The organism is Pandoraea terrigena (genome assembly GCF_902459705.1).
GTDB classification, from domain to species: domain Bacteria; phylum Pseudomonadota; class Gammaproteobacteria; order Burkholderiales; family Burkholderiaceae; genus Pandoraea; species Pandoraea terrigena.
Map to the genome: position 1 here is coordinate 110088 of NZ_CABPRU010000011.1, position 16851 is coordinate 126938.

Consider the following 16851-nt stretch of genomic DNA (forward strand, 5'->3'; position numbering starts at 1 on the left):
TTCGTTGCTTTGACTGGCGGATCTCCCCATAGGGTCGCCCAAAATGAAGATGCCCGCCGCCCTCCCGAAGGGGAGGAACGACGGGCAAGGGTTACATCTTTCGTTTAGGCTTTCAAGCACTCGCGAACCGCAGCAGCAAGACCATCAAATGCCGCGTTGATGCGCTGGCGCTCTTCACCTTCCGGATACGGTTTCCACTCGATTCCGGTCAACGCGTCAATATGGAACTTATTGTCGGCAAACACCGACAAATAATCGTTGCGTCGACCCTGCTCCGCCAGACGATCCTCAATCCATGCCTGGAACGCTCGCGCGGCCATTTCATAGATTTCAGTAAAGTACGGCTTGCCCTTTCCGTCGAGCTTTACGGCTTCCGCCATGAAGGACGACATCTTCGGGCCACAGCGCACCTCGATTTCTCCGCCGTCCGGATTGCCACCGTGGTGGGCAATCGCGATGCGGCGCCAGCCGAGATAGTTGCTCTTGCTGCGCCCCGCAGGAACCTGCCCGGGTTGAAGCCCGAACACTTGCTCAAGGCCCTGGAGGGCCTCTCCGAGGTTACTTGCATCGCGAATCAACCTGGCGATCTTCGTCGCGCTGCTCGGTCGAACGTTCCGGCTCGCCAGCTTCACATCCTCTGATGTATAGGTCAGGATCTGCGTCGCTTGGTGGTTACCGGACGTCATCGCGACGCGCAACTCGCGGAACGCGTTGCGCAGGCCGCCGGCCGGTAGCATCTCGGGATTTGCTGTGGCGAACTCGAGCGAACCGGGTTTTCCCGTGACGATTTCGACGATCAGGTTGTCAAGCGCGTGGAACCACTCGTGTCCCAAAGCGCCGCCACCCTTCTCCTTCGTCACGTTCACGACTCGGTGAATCAGCTCGTAGTGCGCCATGGGAGCACCGCCCTTTGCACCCGTTGCGCCCTTACCGCGCGCTCCGAATGCCACGGCGAGACGCCCACCGTGCGAGATGTCACGATCCGCGATACCCATCAGGTCGGCCAAATCTGCAAAAGCCGTAGCAGTCTGCTCGGTATGGAACTTCCCGCTAACGACGTCGCGCAGCACCCAGTTGCCGGACTGAACATCCCGAAGACCAAACATCTCCTTCAGTTCTGCTGTCGAGCCCGGAATTACGTTTCGACCACCGACACGTGCGTACCTATCAGCGACCTTAAACTGGAAGCGCACAGATTCCTTCGTGACGCGCGGCGCGCGCGACACTGAGGTTTCTGCCCACGACCAGTCGGCAACGAGGCCCGTGCGCGCCGCTGCGACATGCTTGGCAAACGCTTCCGAACCCTTCACCGCGCTGCGATACCAGAGCACCTTGACCAGACGCCCGCCCATCAGGTTTAGGGCCCGATGGAACCGGCTTTCAATCAGGTTGCGAGCTTTCGCGCGGGCGTAGACCGCTTCGGCTTGCCGACGGATCGCGGTGAGCTGCTCGTCGATCCCTCGTCGGCGACCGTCCTTACCTTCTTGGCACAGACTGACCCACTCGTCTTGACGTGCTTTTTCGACGGCTTTCGCCGATTTCCAACGTGCATCGAGTTCGGGCGCGACCTTCCAACCACGACGGTTACGCCTTTCGACCTCTCGGTCAACGACGAGGTAGTTGGCCGACGCTTCCTGATACGCCTTGTACGCTTCGTCGCTCACGCGCTGGAGTTCTGCGCGTTGCTCTCCAAGTTCCTCGCGTCGGGCCATGAGAATACGAATCTCGTCGGCCTCTTGCTGGACCAGCTTGATGCCATCGAACTCTTCACGAAACTCCGCGAGCGCGGCAAGAACATCGTCGACCTTCTTGCACACTTCCAGGCGATCGCGAAGCATCTGCAGGCCGAAGGTGTAATCCTTGCGGGCTTGCGGCGCATCTTGATCCGGCTCGTTGCCGATCGCGGCATACACTCGATCGATGAGATAGCCCGCCCCCGGCTCGAGGCCCGCGGCGCGCAGGCTGTCCCAGTCCACGGCGCCGAACAGGTTCGACTTCGTGATGAGCGCCTTTGCTTCGCGAGGATTGCTTTCCAGGTCATCCCAATCGATCGTTCGTGCGTGCACGCGAAGACCTTCTTTCTTGGCTCGAAGAATGACTTTGGAAGCCGCCTCCTCCTTACGTGACCCGGCAATGTAGCCTGTGTCTGCGTATCGATAGTTGGCACTCTTTGGGTCGTTCAGCTCGAGGGGGACTCGTTTCGGCGGTTCGGCGGACAACAGCGAAAGCTGTCTCGGATCCGAACTCGTCGCGATAGTTGCTTGATTCATGATTTCCTCCTTCATGCCCTTTGGGGGCGATTTGAAAGAGTCAAGCTGCTTCCTTGCTGGATGCGCTTGGCGAAGCCGATGGGCTTGGCCAGGCGTGAACATGAATGTGCAGCACTTTTTGCAACCACTCCAGTGACTGCAAATCGCACCGCATTGGTTACTGCCCACCGTCACCCCGAGGAAGGGTGATCGGTGGACTCGATGTCAGAAGTACATCGACTAAACCGCTTCTGTACGCTGAGACATTACTGTGTCGATCTCGCTGTTCACCATCTCAGCAAGTTCGTCAAACAGATCATCGACGTTGGAGGCTTCTACGCTGCGGCATTCGACGCGATATACGCCCTTGCCCGCCCACCGCGACCCCGACCGCACCGAGATGATTGCTTCGAGTGGGGCCTTCATCGTGAAGGTACGGCACTGGAGTAGATGCAGACGGATCCCAACGAGCACGTTCCTCGGATCATCCGGGTGTGTGCCGATGCTTTTCGATCCGGGAGACGGAAAAGCCTTGAAAAGTTATGAGTGGCGACGCGCGCCTGTGGGAATGCCGATCGAACGGCTGCTCGAAGCATACCACCACTCCCCCCACTGCGCGAGCAGCGTGAAGTAAACGCATGCGCAGTCGCCGAACAAATGGCCTATAATCATCGCAGCCGTTTAATCGGCAGTTTTCGTCAAGACCCACATCCATCTGCCCCTATCTGGCGGCATACTCCGCGGAGAACCGTCTCCCCAGAGGCAATGCTCTCTCCTTTTTCATCGCCCTCTCGGGCAAAATGGAGAAAGCATTAATCAGCAAGCACTCGCGCCGCCTTCGCCCCGGCTCACAACCCAGCAAGTCGTCCAAAGCTTCACCGCGCGCGTGGGACGTCTGCGGCCACGTCACCCTATGGCAAGCTTGGTGCAGCGATGACCCGCATGCACCGCCCAGCGGCAGCAGGGCTTCCCTGCGGCAGCGGTCCTGCGCAGTGCAATCTGTGCGGCCACCGAGCTTCGTCCTGCAGACCTGGAGCACAAAGTTCAGGTGCCGGCCGCGGGCGGCCAGTCTGTCGTGAAGTAGTCAGCAACCATCAGGTTTTCGGTGTTTCTCGTCGCAATCCCATTCAGGCGCGCCGCTAGCACAACCGGGCGGACCTGCCCCCTCTCGTCAATCAGCTTCGTTGAGCCCGTCCTCAACCGAGCGTTTGTCTGAGGCCATTTGTGTTTCATTGCCCCTTAGGTACGCTGCTCTTCGTATCGTCACGCACTCATCGAGACGCCATGATGTCGAGTCTAGCCCTGTCCTACCCACGCGATGCCCAAGGCCGCGACTTAGCGGTCGGGGATATTCATGGCCACTTCACCAGCCTCGATACGGCCCTGCGCAAAGCAAATTTCTCCCCGGCAGTCGATCGCGTGTTCTCGGTTGGTGAGAGGATTGGCCACACACCGCTCAGACAGATCTGCCGCCTCGCTAACGTCTATTACATCGACGCGGGCGTTGAACAAGCTAACGCTTGTCCGGAGCTTACCTACCGCCGGTCCAATCCTTCAGGCAGAAGCCGTCGCCTAACTCGACCATCACCCACAAGAACCATGAACGCTCGCCAACTCACTTCGCTCTGGGAACACTACGCTGTCGCGAACAATCTCCGCCTGCAGGAGGCAGACAGTATCGCCACGCTTTTCGGCATGGACGAGGTCGATGTGGACTACACCTACAGCCGCATCGTGCTACCGGATGCCGGCGTCGTAGAAGTCGAGGGGCTCGCCGACCAGGAAGGCGAGATTGAGTGGGTCGCACTGGTGGACACGGACGAATCGATGTGGGTCGTGCTCGGCACCGGCACACCTTTCGAGGCGCAGGACACACTACCGACCGTGAACGGCGTCGTTATGGCCGTGCCCGCTGCGGTGCGCCGCCGGATGCCCGGCACACTGCCCGGCATCCCCGTCTTTTTCCCCAACGCTGCCTGAACAGGAAAGCGCGCGTGACAAACATCCCCTCCTCATCTCAAGGCCCTGAGCAAGGGTCGCTCGCCCGCTACAAGAACCGCATCGTGCGGGTTGTAGGCGTTGCTCAGGGTGAGCGATCGAAGATCCAGTGGTTGACGGAGGACGGTGAGATGCGCATGAGCGCCGTGAAGTGGAAGAACCTGCACCGGATGCAGCCGCAGCTGTTCTGATGCCCTCTTGAGAGACGAATTCCATGGCTGATCCGAACGAGCAAGTACCCTTCGCGCCCTGCGACGCGCAGGCCAACGACCAGAACACGCGAGGCTGACCATGGCCACTTCGCCATTACTCGGAGCACAAATCGCATGACCAACGACCTGAAGACCCTGATCGTCAACTACGCGCGCGCCTGCAATCGCGACGCCCCGTTCTCAGTAGAGGAAAGCGCCGAATCCCGGGCGCTCGACGACGCCCTCGCGGCGCTGGCACCGGCTGATCTCGACACTCGTGCAGAGAGCGCCGCCAAGGCGCTCGAACGCGAGCGGTGCAATCAGTTCGAGTGGTCGGACGAGGAGTTCGAGATCTGGTGGAGCAAGGACGAAAGATGCAAGCGCGCCGATCGCATCGCCGAGGCGCGCTTCATTCTGCTCGCGGCGCCGCCAGCCAAGCTTGACCAGCAACCGGCAGACCCGTTCGCAAGCCCGGTCAACTGGCCCGCGCCCCTGACCGACGAGCGGATTCTCGAGATCCGCAATCAGGTCGTCGTTCCAGTGTCGGAAAAGTGCGCTGGCTACGACGCCCTGTGGATTCGCGCGGCGCGCGCGGCAATCGCCGAGGCGCACGCCTGCACGGCAGTCAGCGCCGATGCCGCGTTCGATCTCTGGTACGCCGGACAACGCCACCAGCTCGTGAACGAGCAGGTCTGCCGGCTGATCTGGACGCGAGCATGGGAGCTGTGCCTCGCCGCCCTTCGCGCCGGCGCTCTCCAAGTTGACACGCAGCGTTTTGGGGCGGACATCGCACTGAAATTCGCCACACAAGGCGCTGCGGCGCACAGCAGCAACGCGCGCCTGGAGTCTCTTCCGCAGCCGGCGCCCGAACTGCTCAAGTGCCTGCAGCGGTTAGCGAACGTCTGCGCAGACGCGACGGCCGACGGCCGTACGGAAAGCAAGGAGGACGTCCAGACGCTAGCCGAGATCGGTGCTGTGCGCCTAGGCCCATTCGGCCGAACCTACATGACAGATTACGGACGCTGGCTGATTTCGGCCACACATCCTGATCAAAACGGCCCCCTGCTGACCCACGTTGCGGCACGGCCCGATCTGCTTGACGCGGTGTTGCCCGATCCGGCCGTGGACCGGCACCGAGAACGTGCCCAGCCGCCGACACGACGTGCCGGTTAGTGACGTGGAGTGACCGCAACTTCGGATGTAATGGGCACAGGAAAACGGGGAATAGCGTCGTGGCGATCTATGTGGATGCGCTTGAGAGTTGGGGCTGGAAGATGCGAGGACGTGAGGTCCGCAGTTGCCATATGTTCACGGACAGCTTGGACCTGGAGGAACTCCACGCCTTCGCCGAGCGAATCGGGATGCGACGGACATGGTTTCAAATTCACAGGGTAGCGCCCCACTATGACCTGACGGCGAACCGACGCACGGCGGCTGTGTTGTTCGGGGCTATCGAAGTCGGCCGACGGGAGGCAAGCGCGATTTGGCGTGCCCGGCGCGATGCCTTGCTGACAACAACGTAGGGACAAAACGCCCACCGTCTCCCAACGGGAGCGCAGTGGGCGTAGTTTTAGTTGATTGATTATGTGTTCGGCGAAAGCAGCTCGCTTTTCGTATGTCCCGGCTCCCCGAAAGGTATGCCGAAATGCCTCGCCAGCTCCGCAATCGACTGTGCCGCGCACTCGACAGAGTCGTCCGTGTGCTTAACATAGGCCCGGAAGAAGAATTCGGCTTCGGTAACAACGAGAACGTCGCACTCGGTGCGTACCGAATTTTCTTCACCTGCGTCCTGCGCGTCGTCCACATCGACCAACGGATCGTACCGCAGGAACTCTGCGCGATAGTCGAACCTCTCCACCTTGTACAGATTGTTGGCCCTGACGACCGCCGATAGGCTGACGATATCCTGGGCGGATTGCTTGCTCACCTGAAATATTGCTACGCCGGGAGCGTTGTCCAATTCACCACCGCCGTGTACTTCGACGCGGTAGCACTTTGGAATGCCAATCTCGGTATTGCTGTTCATGAATGACTCCTTTGCCCGATGGGCGATTGAAAAAAAGGAGCGAGCGAAAACGCTCGGATGAGCAGAACTCATCGCAGCGTTCGGGACATTCAGGGACTTTTCAGGCTCTCCGGGCAGGAGATTGGGGCGGCGCGTAGCCAATGACAAATGATGCCGATTGAACGGCTGAGCTATTCTAGCGCACCAAGACTGGACTAACAACGGGTCCATTTCACGACCACTTGCGAAGCCCGCACGCCCCGTGGTAATTTTCGTTCCAGCCCCTCGAGCGGCATCATCTGCACCAAACTGACTTTCACGCCCTTCTGTCCTGAGCGCCCGCGTCCCGGACCCGCGTTTTCTCTAGTCAGCAACATCCCAAAGTTCATCAATTCCGCGTCCTAGCCGTCTAGGTCGTAGGTCCTTTTTGCCTCTTAACTCGACTTGCATTCCGACCTTCGCGTCGGACCATGTCGTTACGAGGCCCTCGCATGTCCCGTCAAGGACAAACCTTCACTGGACATCGCCCTCTCCCTTTACAGAAGCCCGTTCGGGCAAACAGGAGAAAACCTTGAAAGCCACTAGTCAAGAAAACAACGAACTCTTCGGCGCCACGTTGGACGCGCAGCTCGCGTTCAACACCGATATCGCATTCGGCGGTGTGAAGAGCCTAATGACGTTGATCAAGGCCAAAAGCCGCGATCTGTATCAGGTGCCGATCGAACTCATCCAAGAACTGCCGAATTTCAACGTCCGCGTCCACGATGAAGTCTACGACGCCCACGTTGACTACCTCGCGCAATCGATTCTGGAGAACGGCTTCTACCAAGACAAGCCGCTTGCCGGCTACGTTGGCAACGTCGACGGCAAGAACGTGATCTACCTGACGGACGGCTACAGCCGCTTCAAGGGAATCGCGCGGGCGAACAAGCAGGGTGCCAGTATCACCACGGTGCCGATGGTCTTCAAGTCGGCGGCGACCTCGATCGAGGACCTCACGGTCGCGCTCGTGACGTCGAACGAGGGAAAGCCCCTCACTCCGTTCGAGAAGGGCATCGTCTGCAAGCGCCTCGAGGGCTATGGAATGGAGCGCACCGAGATCGCGAAGCGCCTGAAAATCTCTTCGGTCTACGTCGGCCAGCTGCTAACGCTGATGGGTGCGCCGAAAGAGATCCGCATGCTGGTCCAGGCCGGCAAGCTGTCCGCCGAGAACGCGCTCGCCGCCATAAAGAAGCATGGCACCAAAGCGGTCGGGATCCTGCAGACCGCCAGCGAGCAAGCCGCGGCATCGGGTCAGAAGCGCATTACCGAAAAGAGCCTGCCGGGTGCCCAACTCGCGAAGGTGATTAAGAAGCAAGCACCCGTCATGGCGGAAGCACTGCGCAGCGTGAAGGATGACCCTGGCTTCTCCGCGCTTTCGCCTGAGCTTCGCGACAAGCTCGAAGCACTGCTCGGCACGCTCGAAGCGAGCGAGAAGGCAGCGGCCGAGGCACCGAAAGCAGCGGCTGCCGCGGCCGAAGCAACGACGGAAACGGTGGAGTGACGGCCATGATCTAGGTGAGCCGAGCCCTTCGCGTCTCAAGGAATCTCTGTGTCTCCGTTTGCCCCTGTCGTCTGCCCTCACTCTGAGGGGGTGGCGCAGGGGCGTCTTCATCTCGTTTAGCACAGGCAAATGCCTTTCCTAAACCGGTTGGCGCCGTAGCTGGCGGCGCTTATGGAGATGCCACAAACCACCTTGGAGCCTACATGTCCTTCGATTCACCCACACCAGAATTCGACCGCCGAAAGGTCCAGATCGAGCGGGCATTCGACGCATCCGACTGGCTCAAAAGCGCCGTGTCCTACTTGAGCACCAAAGACCCCTTGGATGCCATCAAGGATGTCGAGGTGCTGCTCGAGCTGATGACGCTCCGTGCCGACGAGATTCTCGCGCACGCGCAAAAGCTCGCTGCTGAGCGTGGCGAGTAGGACTTGCATTCCGAACGTCACAAGGGACACTGATTTCGCAGGCAAGACAGTGCCGCGATCACCGGGCTTGTCGGACGCGAATCCATTTAACGCCGACCTGTTCGGCATGTCTCACCACCACAATTACGAGGACCACAAGCGATGCGTAAGACTTTCATCACCATGGCGGCCGCGGTGTTCACCACGTTGCTCGGCGCTTGTTCGCAAATGCAAATCGCCGGCGGCGGCCAGAGCCCTGACAGCACTGCCGTGGCCGGCACGCACGCGCCGACGGCCGACAACATGCACCGCTGCGCCGCCCCGCTCGGCACTATCGCGATCGAAGAGGACACCGGGGCATCGTGGTACTCGCTGCTTACCGGCCAGTATCATCTCGGCAGCACAGTTCCTGTGCTCAAAATGCTCGTCCAGGAGAGCAACTGCTTCGTGATCGTGGATCGAGGCCGCGCCCTCAACCAAGCAATGGAGGAGCGTGCGTTGGGCGAGGCAGGTGAGCTCCGTGCGTCGAACAGGATCAGGAAGGGCAAGATGGTCGTCGCCAACTACACAATGACCCCCAGCATCACGTTCTCGGATCAGAACGCAGGCAGCATAGCTGGCGTGCTGGCGGTGATCCCGGTCGTGGGTGTCTACGCAGCCCAGGTCGCTGGCCAGATCAACACTAAGTCGGCCTCGACGACACTCACGTTGGTCGACAACCGCTCGACGGTACAGATCGCGGCGGCCACCGGATCGGCCCGCAGCATGGACGTCGGTGCGATCGCGGGGCTCACGTCGTCTCGTACGGTTGGCACGGTAGGGGGCTACTCGGACACGCCGGAGGGCAAGGTCATCATCGCCGCCTTCACCGACTCTCTCAACAACCTCATCGACTCGGTTAAACAGTACAAGGGCCAGCATGTGAAGGGCGGCCTCGGCACCGTCGGCCAGCTTCGTGTCGACTGATCCCCTCCCCGCCAGGCGCTCACCTTCCCCGGCCGCAGCCGGTTTTGCGGGCGGGCGCCTTTTTCGTCTGAAGGAGACAACATGAACGCCAAGGCGATTGCAGGTGCACTGACGGATCCCGACTGGATGCGCGTGCCGATGCACGACCGGGAGGCGATCGTCTCGCTCGACACAGCAGAACCCGGCGAGATGGCATAAGCATGCACACGTCCTACCTCAACAACGCCTCCGCAGATCCGCAGGGGCAGCTACTTTTCGACGACGCGGCAACCACGGCGCGGCGGGCGGCGGTCGATGTGCTGCACGCTCGTACCGCGATCTATACCGCCAGCCCGGTCGTCGATGACCTTCTCAAGCGTCTCGCCTGGCCGGACGCGGCCAGCCGTCTCGTCGATCCGAGTTGCGGCGACGGCATGTTCCTCGCCCGGGCGCTCGACGCGCTGCTCGACGCCCGGCCCGCCGGGTTCGATCCACGCGGCCAGATCGAAGGGTGGGAGATTCACCCGGCGGCGTGCATCGATGCGCGATCGCGCATCGCGGCCGTCCTCGTCTCGCACGGCTGGTCGCCCTCCCGCTCGTCGGCCCTGGCCAACGACATGATCCACAACCGGGACTTCCTGACCGAAGGGCCAACGACACCACAGTGGGACATCGTGGCTGGCAATCCGCCATATCTACGCGCGGCCAACGTGCCGGAGCTTCTCCGAACCGAGTACAGCCGCCATGTGCCGGACTACGCACGGGGCGACATGTTGCACAGCTTCCTCGAGCGTTGCAGCCGCACGGTGCGCCCCGCGGGCCGCATCGGGCTCGTGACGGCCGATCGCTGGCTTTTCAACGATGGTGCGAGCCGTCTGCGCGAGCGTCTTGGCCAGCGCCTGTCGCTCGCCCACGCGGAGCGCCTTAGTGCCGAGACTGCCTTCTATCGGCCCAAGCAGCGCCGAGCCGGCTCGCCGCCGCGCGTGCATCCGGTTTCCGTGGTGCTGGTGTCGGATGCCGGCGCTGAGCAGAACCTGACCCGCCGGCCGATTCACCCGGGCGTGGACGAGAGTCGGTACGAGGGCATGCGACTGCTCGGCGACTTCGCGGAAGTACGGATTGCGCCGTGGCTCGGTACCGAAGGCGTCTTCGTGGTCGACGCCGCGACTGCGCGCGGTCTGCCACCCGAGTGCCTGGTACCGGCCGTGGATACGGACGATATCCAGAACGGCAAGCTCGGCACGCCGACGCGCTGGGCCATTCGCACGCACCCAGGGGAGGAACCCTGCCCGGAAATCATGGCGCACCTGGGGAGCCGGATGCACTTGATGGCCAAGCGCGGCCGGCAGGGCAAGGCCTGGATGCCTCCGGAGTCGTTCCACTCGCTCGATTTGTCGCGCGAGTCTCTGATCGTTCCGCGGATCGCGAAGACGCCCAAGGCCGTGCGCGTGCCGCCGGGCGTCCTGCCGATCAATCACAACCTGAGCATCGTCGCTGGCAGCGCCGCCACGCTCGATCAGGTCGAGGATGCGCTGGCGGCGCCAGTCGCGGCGGAGTGGGCTCGCGACTACGCGAGGCGCCTTGAGAACGCCTACCTGTCGCTTACAACGACACTTCTACGACGCATGCCAATGGCGAACGTGCCGGCGTGACCTGCAGCTCGAGCGAGCTTGCACTCGCCACCCGGCCCGTATTCTGGAATCACACACGCTAATGGAGAGGACCATGAATGCACGTGAACGACTCGCTGCTGTGGCCGATTGGCTCGGCTACAACGACGAGCAGCTGAGCTTTGGCCTGCGCAACGCCTTCGACGCGCTGCGCCTCTACGACTACTCCCAAGCGCACCCGGAACTTCCCGAGATGGCGGACGAGTGGGAAGAATCGGACCTGATCGCCGCGCTCGGTTACTCGCCGTATGAGTTTGACCAGAGCGAGGCAATTCTGTCGCACGAAGCGGACACGAGCGGCGCGGGCAAGGCAGCCGAGGCGATACGCGCGGCCCGCAAGCTGCTCGACTCCGTCGCGTTCGTCGCGAAGGACGGCGACACCGCACCTGTGATCGAAGCGCTCGACGAGGTCATCCCCGCATGAAGCGCTTGCAAGCGGCCTCCGCGCCCGCTCCAATCCCGGCCCTGCCGGATCGCGACCAGGCGTGCGAGGCGATAAATGAGGCACATCACGACGGGCGCAACGCACTCTTCGCCAGCCACCGCAGTAGGACGGCGCTGTGGCACGCACAGGCACTGTCGGAATGGGCCATCCGCGCGACCACGTCGGCGGCGCTCACTGCCTCGCAGCACGACCGTGCGATCGCGCGCGTGGGCGGGGCCCGGCGCAAGCCGGCCAAGCCCAATTGCTACGCCGGTTCACTCGGACGTGGGCCGGCGGGCGAGGCGCGCCGCATCACACTGATTGGTCAAAGAATGGACGGGGACATCTAATGCTTCACTTCCTCGAGTGGGCTGGAGCCGTGTTGGGCGTGATCGGTTCGTACCTGTTGGCGGAAAATCGCGCGTTCTCCCGCTACGCCTGGCCGATCTGGATCGGATCTAACGCCTGCCTGATCGCCTACTTTGCGTCGATCCATTCGTGGGGCGTACTCGCGATGCAGGCGATCTATCTTCTGTCTTCCGTTCGCGGGCTTTATCGATCCTTTCCTGGTCTTCGGTCGCGGCTCCGTCGCCAAGCGCCGCCCCGAAGTGCGGCCGACGAATCCCTAACGTCGCGGCGGCGCTTGACCGAATAGGCACACGTGCCTATCATCAACGCGCAACCAAATAGGCACATGTGCCTATCCAAATTCTCAATTCCGACGGAACCGCTATGGCCAACGCAATCGCCAGGGTATATGTGAACGATATCGAGGTCGGCGCCCTGCCCGCCGATCAATACGACAAGATCGTCAACACGGTGCGCGCTAACAGACGCATTTACGTTGTGCAGGCCGTGAACTACTGCAGCGTACTGTGGCGGTTTCTTACCTCGTCGCTACGCCGCGTACCGATCTTGTGGTTCGTCATGCTGGTTGCTGCCGAGGTCTTTGCGCCCTCTTCCGTGACAAACGTCATCGCTGTTCTTCGTCAGGCTACGCCAGCTTTGCTCAACCAACAGCTCTGTAGCCTGATTTGGACTGGCTGGTTGTTTTCCATGGTTATTCACGCGGTCTATATTGCTTTCTTTTCGTATCCAATGGGGTACGTGAACGAGTTCGAAGCTAGGATCAGCCGCCACATCCGCTCACTGCTCGAAGTTCCCGCTGAGGGGACGATGATGGTCATCGTGTCGAGCGCCGCCGACAAATGAGCAACAGAGATCGCTATCGGCAGTTGCTGATCGCGCATGGACTGACTCAGGCCGAGAGCGCGGTTCTGATCTGCGAGCAAACGCAGCGGCCATGCTCGGTACGGACGGTTCGATCATGGCTCAATGATCCGGACAAGGCCAGTTCGCGCGAATGTCCAGATTGGGCGGTCGCGGCTCTGGAGAACGCCATCGCTCGTCGTCGCAAACAGCAACTCTGAAGAATTGAAGGAGGGTGACCATGTACCTCGATCAACTGAATGCCATAGGGAATTGCCTCGTACTCGCGGCCATTTCCTATGTTGGTCATGAGCAGACCGTGCTGGAAATCATTGACGACTGCCAGCGCGCCATGGAGGAGGAGCGTGAAGGGGCCATTGGCCCATGGGAGCAGCGCGAACTTGACTACGCCCGCGTTGCCGTCCGATCTGGCTTCCTGCGCCTAGCGTTGGTGGCCGCTGAAAAGGCTCTGATTGTCAGTCAGCTACCGCGCGACGAGTACGAATACGGCTTCAACTTCGGCAACGCGATCTGACACAGAGGAGGAAAGTCATGAAGCACGACCAAATTCAAGCTGGCATGTTTTACCACGACGCAAAGGCGGGTGTGCGTGAGGTGATCGTTATCGAAGGGGCGCCGCTGCGAGTCAAATACAGGGTGTTGGCGGCGAAGCAGACGCAAGCGTATGACTACGAGTCTCGCGCGATGAAATCGCTCATCGGTAGTGAATCGGTCGTGAGCCTAGAATCGTTTGCATCATGGGCCAGGAGCGCGCATGACCGCAGATCGATTGATAGCGTGTTGCTGTCGCTCGAGGCACGTCGGGTGAAGCTGTCCCCGGGCGAGCAGGCCTTCGTGCGCGCCACGCTCGATGCGGCTCACGGGAAGATCGCTGATGGCATGCGTGTAGGCATTGATCACACAGAGGGCCGGTCTGTTGCCGGTCTCGTGAAGAAGGGCATTGTCGTCCGCGATGGCGACGAGGCGGTAATCACGAAACTCGGTGCGGCTTACGTCGCGATTGCACAGGTTTGAGAGAGGAAAGTTCGATCATGATTCTGAGTGATGCCGAGCGCACCGCTATCCGCGCCGTGGCCGCCGGCGACAAAACGAAGTTTAGCGAGGCTGTGTTGAAGCAACCGGTCAGCTCGGTTGATGCAGTGATTGAGCCGGATGCCGCTCAGTTCCGGGTTGGTGATGTGTGGGAGAACTCGCGGGGTGTGCGACATCGAGTGGTTCGCGTCGAGAAGCGGGTCGCGCACTTGGTCAACGAGAAGACCGGCCGTACCGCTAATCGCGCCTGGGATGATACGGGCTGGAAGTCGGGAAGGATTTGGGCGCGCGTGGAGTCGGCCCCGACCAGCAAGTAACTGAAAGAGAGGCCGGAGATCGCCGTGACACAAACCGTATCAATGGAAGATGCGCTTCGCTGTGCAGTGCTGACAGCCAAGGAGCAGCCTCGTGAGGTACCAAATGCTTGGGCTGGATGGATTGAGGAAGCGGAAGACGCACTGGATTCGCATGACGCAAGTCGAATCGGTGATGCTGTCAAATCGGTCCTGATGGCACATACACAGTATCGCGCAGATTTCGATGTCAAGGGTTGGCTGTACGACCTGCGCAATGCGGCGCGAGCGGTACGATGACGATAGGAAAAAGAGCCATGAAGAACGTCAAACCGCTCAAGGACGGCAAGTACACGGCCAAGTGCAAGCAGACGACGATCCTGGCCGCTGTAGCAGCCGGTCACTCGCACGTCTTCCCGATGGCCGATCTGATCGTTTCGAACGGATGGGCGCGGTTCTACAAGGGAGGCAAAGAGGTTTGGTCGTGCAACCCGACGTATGCCGCTGTGCATTTCGAAGTTCATCAAGCCTAGGAAAAACGCGACGCGTGACGGCCGAAGGCCCGGACTCCGAGTCCAGCGGTCGGTCACGAGCGCACGAACCGCTACCACGTCTCGGCCATTGTGACCGGTAGGCCCAAGCCATTCTGGCGGCAGCTGTAAAGCAGAGGGAAGCAGGAAGTGGCGAATCCAGAGCAGGTGATTGCCAAAATTCCACCGCCTGCCTGAGCTCTACATCCGTTCCCCCTCTCTACTCGCCAATTCTTCGCAGCCTGAGCACCTGCGGCCCAGCGCGTGGTGGGATTGCATTGCGAATGAAATCGTCGTCGCTCGCGCGGGCGACGAGCACAGGCCGCCCACGATCGCCTGCCCGCCCCTATTGCGCCGACCACGTCTCGGTGCGCCTAACGCAAGTCCGGGGGCGGAATCGCTCACCTCGCTCTAACAGCGCCGCCCCGAGCGCGACCTGAATTGCCCAAAGAGCGCATCTCATTCATTTTCGGATGCATTTGAAGCCACTGACGCACAAATTTCCATTCTATGGCTTCATTTGAATCCGTTCCGGCTCTATATGTTGCTCACGGATATTGCTTGCTATAATGGTCTCATTTAGAGCCGCTGTTAGCCGCATCCCGAGTCTGCGATCTTAAATGAGGCCGCTATGGCAATACTGAAATCGATGACCCCTGACCAGATGGTTGCTCGGGTCGGCGAAAACATCAAGGCGCTGCGACTGCAGCGGAACATTGACCAACTCACCCTGGCCGAGCGCGCTGGCGTGAGCCGCAGCGCCCTCAAGAACCTGGAGAACGGCAGCGGATGCACGCTGCGTACGCTCGTGAGCGTGCTGCGCGCGCTGGGCCAGGAATCGTGGATCGACAGCTTGGCGCCCGTCGCAACCATCAACCCGATGACGATGCCCCGCAGTGGCGTCACCCGTACACGCGCGAGCGTGAAGTCGGCCCGCCGCTCCCGCTCCTCCTGAACAACACTCTATGGCCACTATCGCACCGAAAACCCGCCGCTCAGCGCCGCGCCGCGCCGCCTATCAGCATGTCGACCGCGTCGAGGTCTACCTCTGGGACGAACTGGTCGGCGCCGTCGCGCTCGATCCGGCATACGGCTACTACGCCTTTGCCTGGTCGCCCGATTTCATCGAATCGGGCGTCGAGCCAGCACCGCTGCAAATGCCGACCGACCGCTCTGGTCCGTTCATCTTCCCGAACCTGCCGGACCTGACGTACAAGCGCCTGCCCGCGATGCTGGCGGACGCGCTACCGGACGACTTCGGCAACGCCCTAATCGACCGCTACATGGCCGAGCAGGGTATTTCCGCGTCGGGCGTTACGCCGCTCGACCGACTGGCATACATGAACTCGCGCGCGATGGGTGCGCTTATCTTCAAGCCGTCGCGCGGCAGTCGCAAACACGTGCCGACGTCGATCAAACTAAGCGATCTCGTTGAAGAGGCCCGCCGAGCAGTGCACGGCGCCGCGATTGACGACGACGGTACGAACGCCGCACTGCGCAGCATCATCGACGTCGGCACGTCGGCCGGCGGCGCTCGCGCGAAGGCTGTTATCGCCCTAAATCCGGATACGAAGGAGATACTGTCCGGGCAGATGGACGTGCCGGACGGGTACGAGCATTGGCTGCTCAAGTTCGACGGCATGGGTCCGGACAACGAGCTTGGCACGAGCCAGGGCTATGGCCGCATCGAGTACGCCTACTACCAGATGGCCACGGCCGCCAAGATCACGATGTCGCCTTGCACGCTGCTCGAAGAAAACGGTCGAGCGCATTTTATGACCCGTCGATTCGACCGCGAAGCTGGCAATGTGCGCCACCACATGCAGACGCTGTGCGCGATGGCTCACCTCGACTACAAGAAGAAGGGCACGAACGCCTATGCTCAGCTGTTCGGGACCATTCGGGATCTGGACCTCTCCTACGAAGATATGGAAGAAGCGTTCCGTCGGATGGTATTCAACGTGATGGCGCGCAACTGCGACGACCACACGAAGAACTTCTCGTTTCGCCTGCGCCGTGGCCGTGCGTGGGAACTAGCGCCCGCCTATGACGTGACCTTTGCGCACAACCCGCAAGGGGAATGGACGCACCAGCACCTGATGTCCGTGAATGGCAAGTTTAAGGATTTCACGATCGACGATTTCCTAGCCGAGGCTGAATTGTTCGGCATCGGCTCGATCCGGCGCGTGATCGCCGAGGTTCAGGAAGCCGTCTCTAGGTGGCCTGAATTTGCGGCTCAAGCAGGTGTCGACGAGCAGAGCACGGAGAAGATCCAGTCACTGCTACTGCCAATGGCTTGACCACCCTGGCCCGCACACTGCCCGTGGAGAACTCGTG

At 61.1% G+C, this 16851-nt stretch carries 22 protein-coding genes; 20 read left to right on the plus strand and 2 right to left on the minus strand.

The window, feature by feature from the left end; translation table 11 throughout:
- Positions 1-104: 104 nt before the first annotated feature.
- A complete protein-coding gene (locus PTE31013_RS19535) occupies positions 105-2270 on the minus strand; it encodes an LPD1 domain-containing protein (RefSeq protein ID WP_150614360.1) in 2166 nt (721 codons plus the stop codon).
- A 1263-nt stretch (positions 2271-3533) separates the two neighbouring features.
- Here PTE31013_RS19535 and PTE31013_RS25015 point away from each other — a divergent pair.
- The 4 genes from PTE31013_RS25015 (at position 3534) to PTE31013_RS19555 (ending at position 5961) form a co-directional block, all read left to right on the plus strand.
- Positions 3534-4229 carry a metallophosphoesterase family protein gene (locus PTE31013_RS25015; RefSeq protein ID WP_217426245.1) on the plus strand — a complete coding sequence of 232 codons (696 nt, stop codon included), beginning with the start codon at positions 3534-3536 and terminating at the stop codon, positions 4227-4229.
- Positions 4230-4243: 14 nt separating this feature from the next.
- Entirely contained in the window at positions 4244-4438 is a 195-nt protein-coding gene (locus PTE31013_RS19545; protein WP_246174735.1) for a hypothetical protein, read from the plus strand.
- A gap of 135 nt (positions 4439-4573) precedes the next feature.
- The gene (locus PTE31013_RS19550; protein WP_150614361.1) at positions 4574-5611 is read left to right on the plus strand and encodes a hypothetical protein; all 1038 of its coding nucleotides are present in this window, start codon (positions 4574-4576) and stop codon (positions 5609-5611) included.
- Positions 5612-5682: 71 nt separating this feature from the next.
- The gene (locus PTE31013_RS19555; protein ID WP_281351835.1) at positions 5683-5961 is read left to right on the plus strand and encodes a DUF4031 domain-containing protein; all 279 of its coding nucleotides are present in this window, start codon (positions 5683-5685) and stop codon (positions 5959-5961) included.
- A gap of 59 nt (positions 5962-6020) precedes the next feature.
- Here the strand turns inward: PTE31013_RS19555 and PTE31013_RS19560 are convergent, their stop codons facing one another.
- On the minus strand, positions 6021-6464 hold the full coding sequence (locus PTE31013_RS19560; RefSeq protein ID WP_150609468.1) for a hypothetical protein: 444 nt from the start codon (positions 6462-6464) through the stop codon (positions 6021-6023).
- A 595-nt stretch (positions 6465-7059) separates the two neighbouring features.
- On the opposite strand from PTE31013_RS19560, the gene PTE31013_RS19565 reads away from it, so the two are divergent.
- The 16 genes from PTE31013_RS19565 (at position 7060) to PTE31013_RS19640 (ending at position 16814) form a co-directional block, all read left to right on the plus strand.
- Entirely contained in the window at positions 7060-7986 is a 927-nt protein-coding gene (locus tag PTE31013_RS19565) for a ParB/RepB/Spo0J family partition protein (protein ID WP_150614363.1), read from the plus strand.
- A 203-nt stretch (positions 7987-8189) separates the two neighbouring features.
- Complete coding sequence (locus PTE31013_RS19570; RefSeq protein WP_150609472.1) at positions 8190-8411, plus strand: hypothetical protein; 222 nt, start codon at positions 8190-8192, stop codon at positions 8409-8411.
- A gap of 141 nt (positions 8412-8552) precedes the next feature.
- A complete protein-coding gene (locus PTE31013_RS19575; RefSeq protein WP_150609474.1) occupies positions 8553-9356 on the plus strand; it encodes a CsgG/HfaB family protein in 804 nt (267 codons plus the stop codon).
- Between the two features lie 200 nt (positions 9357-9556).
- Positions 9557-10987 (plus strand): Eco57I restriction-modification methylase domain-containing protein, encoded by a 1431-nt coding sequence (locus PTE31013_RS19580; protein ID WP_150609476.1) that lies wholly within the window; start codon positions 9557-9559, stop codon positions 10985-10987.
- A gap of 73 nt (positions 10988-11060) precedes the next feature.
- A complete protein-coding gene (locus PTE31013_RS19585) occupies positions 11061-11429 on the plus strand; it encodes a hypothetical protein (RefSeq protein ID WP_150609478.1) in 369 nt (122 codons plus the stop codon).
- On the plus strand, positions 11426-11779 hold the full coding sequence (locus PTE31013_RS19590; RefSeq protein WP_150609480.1) for a hypothetical protein: 354 nt from the start codon (positions 11426-11428) through the stop codon (positions 11777-11779). Before PTE31013_RS19585 ends, PTE31013_RS19590 begins: the two co-directional genes overlap by 4 nt.
- The gene (locus PTE31013_RS19595; RefSeq protein ID WP_150614364.1) at positions 11779-12084 is read left to right on the plus strand and encodes a nicotinamide mononucleotide transporter; all 306 of its coding nucleotides are present in this window, start codon (positions 11779-11781) and stop codon (positions 12082-12084) included. Before PTE31013_RS19590 ends, PTE31013_RS19595 begins: the two co-directional genes overlap by 1 nt.
- Positions 12085-12161: 77 nt before the next feature.
- Positions 12162-12641 (plus strand): hypothetical protein, encoded by a 480-nt coding sequence (locus PTE31013_RS19600; protein ID WP_150609484.1) that lies wholly within the window; start codon positions 12162-12164, stop codon positions 12639-12641.
- Entirely contained in the window at positions 12638-12859 is a 222-nt protein-coding gene (locus PTE31013_RS19605; protein WP_150609486.1) for a hypothetical protein, read from the plus strand. The genes PTE31013_RS19600 and PTE31013_RS19605 overlap by 4 nt, the downstream gene beginning before the upstream one ends.
- Before the next feature lie 20 nt (positions 12860-12879).
- Positions 12880-13173, plus strand: coding sequence for a hypothetical protein (locus PTE31013_RS19610; protein WP_150614365.1), 294 nt, complete (start codon positions 12880-12882; stop codon positions 13171-13173).
- Between the two features lie 17 nt (positions 13174-13190).
- The gene (locus tag PTE31013_RS19615) at positions 13191-13673 is read left to right on the plus strand and encodes a hypothetical protein (protein WP_150609490.1); all 483 of its coding nucleotides are present in this window, start codon (positions 13191-13193) and stop codon (positions 13671-13673) included.
- 17 nt (positions 13674-13690) lie between these two features.
- Positions 13691-14008 carry a hypothetical protein gene (locus PTE31013_RS19620; protein WP_150609492.1) on the plus strand — a complete coding sequence of 106 codons (318 nt, stop codon included), beginning with the start codon at positions 13691-13693 and terminating at the stop codon, positions 14006-14008.
- A 24-nt stretch (positions 14009-14032) separates the two neighbouring features.
- The gene (locus tag PTE31013_RS19625) at positions 14033-14284 is read left to right on the plus strand and encodes a hypothetical protein (protein WP_150609494.1); all 252 of its coding nucleotides are present in this window, start codon (positions 14033-14035) and stop codon (positions 14282-14284) included.
- A 17-nt stretch (positions 14285-14301) separates the two neighbouring features.
- Positions 14302-14517 (plus strand): hypothetical protein, encoded by a 216-nt coding sequence (locus PTE31013_RS19630; protein ID WP_150609496.1) that lies wholly within the window; start codon positions 14302-14304, stop codon positions 14515-14517.
- Between the two features lie 628 nt (positions 14518-15145).
- Positions 15146-15469, plus strand: coding sequence for a helix-turn-helix transcriptional regulator (locus tag PTE31013_RS19635; RefSeq protein WP_217425204.1), 324 nt, complete (start codon positions 15146-15148; stop codon positions 15467-15469).
- A 10-nt stretch (positions 15470-15479) separates the two neighbouring features.
- Positions 15480-16814 carry a type II toxin-antitoxin system HipA family toxin gene (locus PTE31013_RS19640; RefSeq protein WP_150609498.1) on the plus strand — a complete coding sequence of 445 codons (1335 nt, stop codon included), beginning with the start codon at positions 15480-15482 and terminating at the stop codon, positions 16812-16814.
- Positions 16815-16851: the final 37 nt, after the last annotated feature.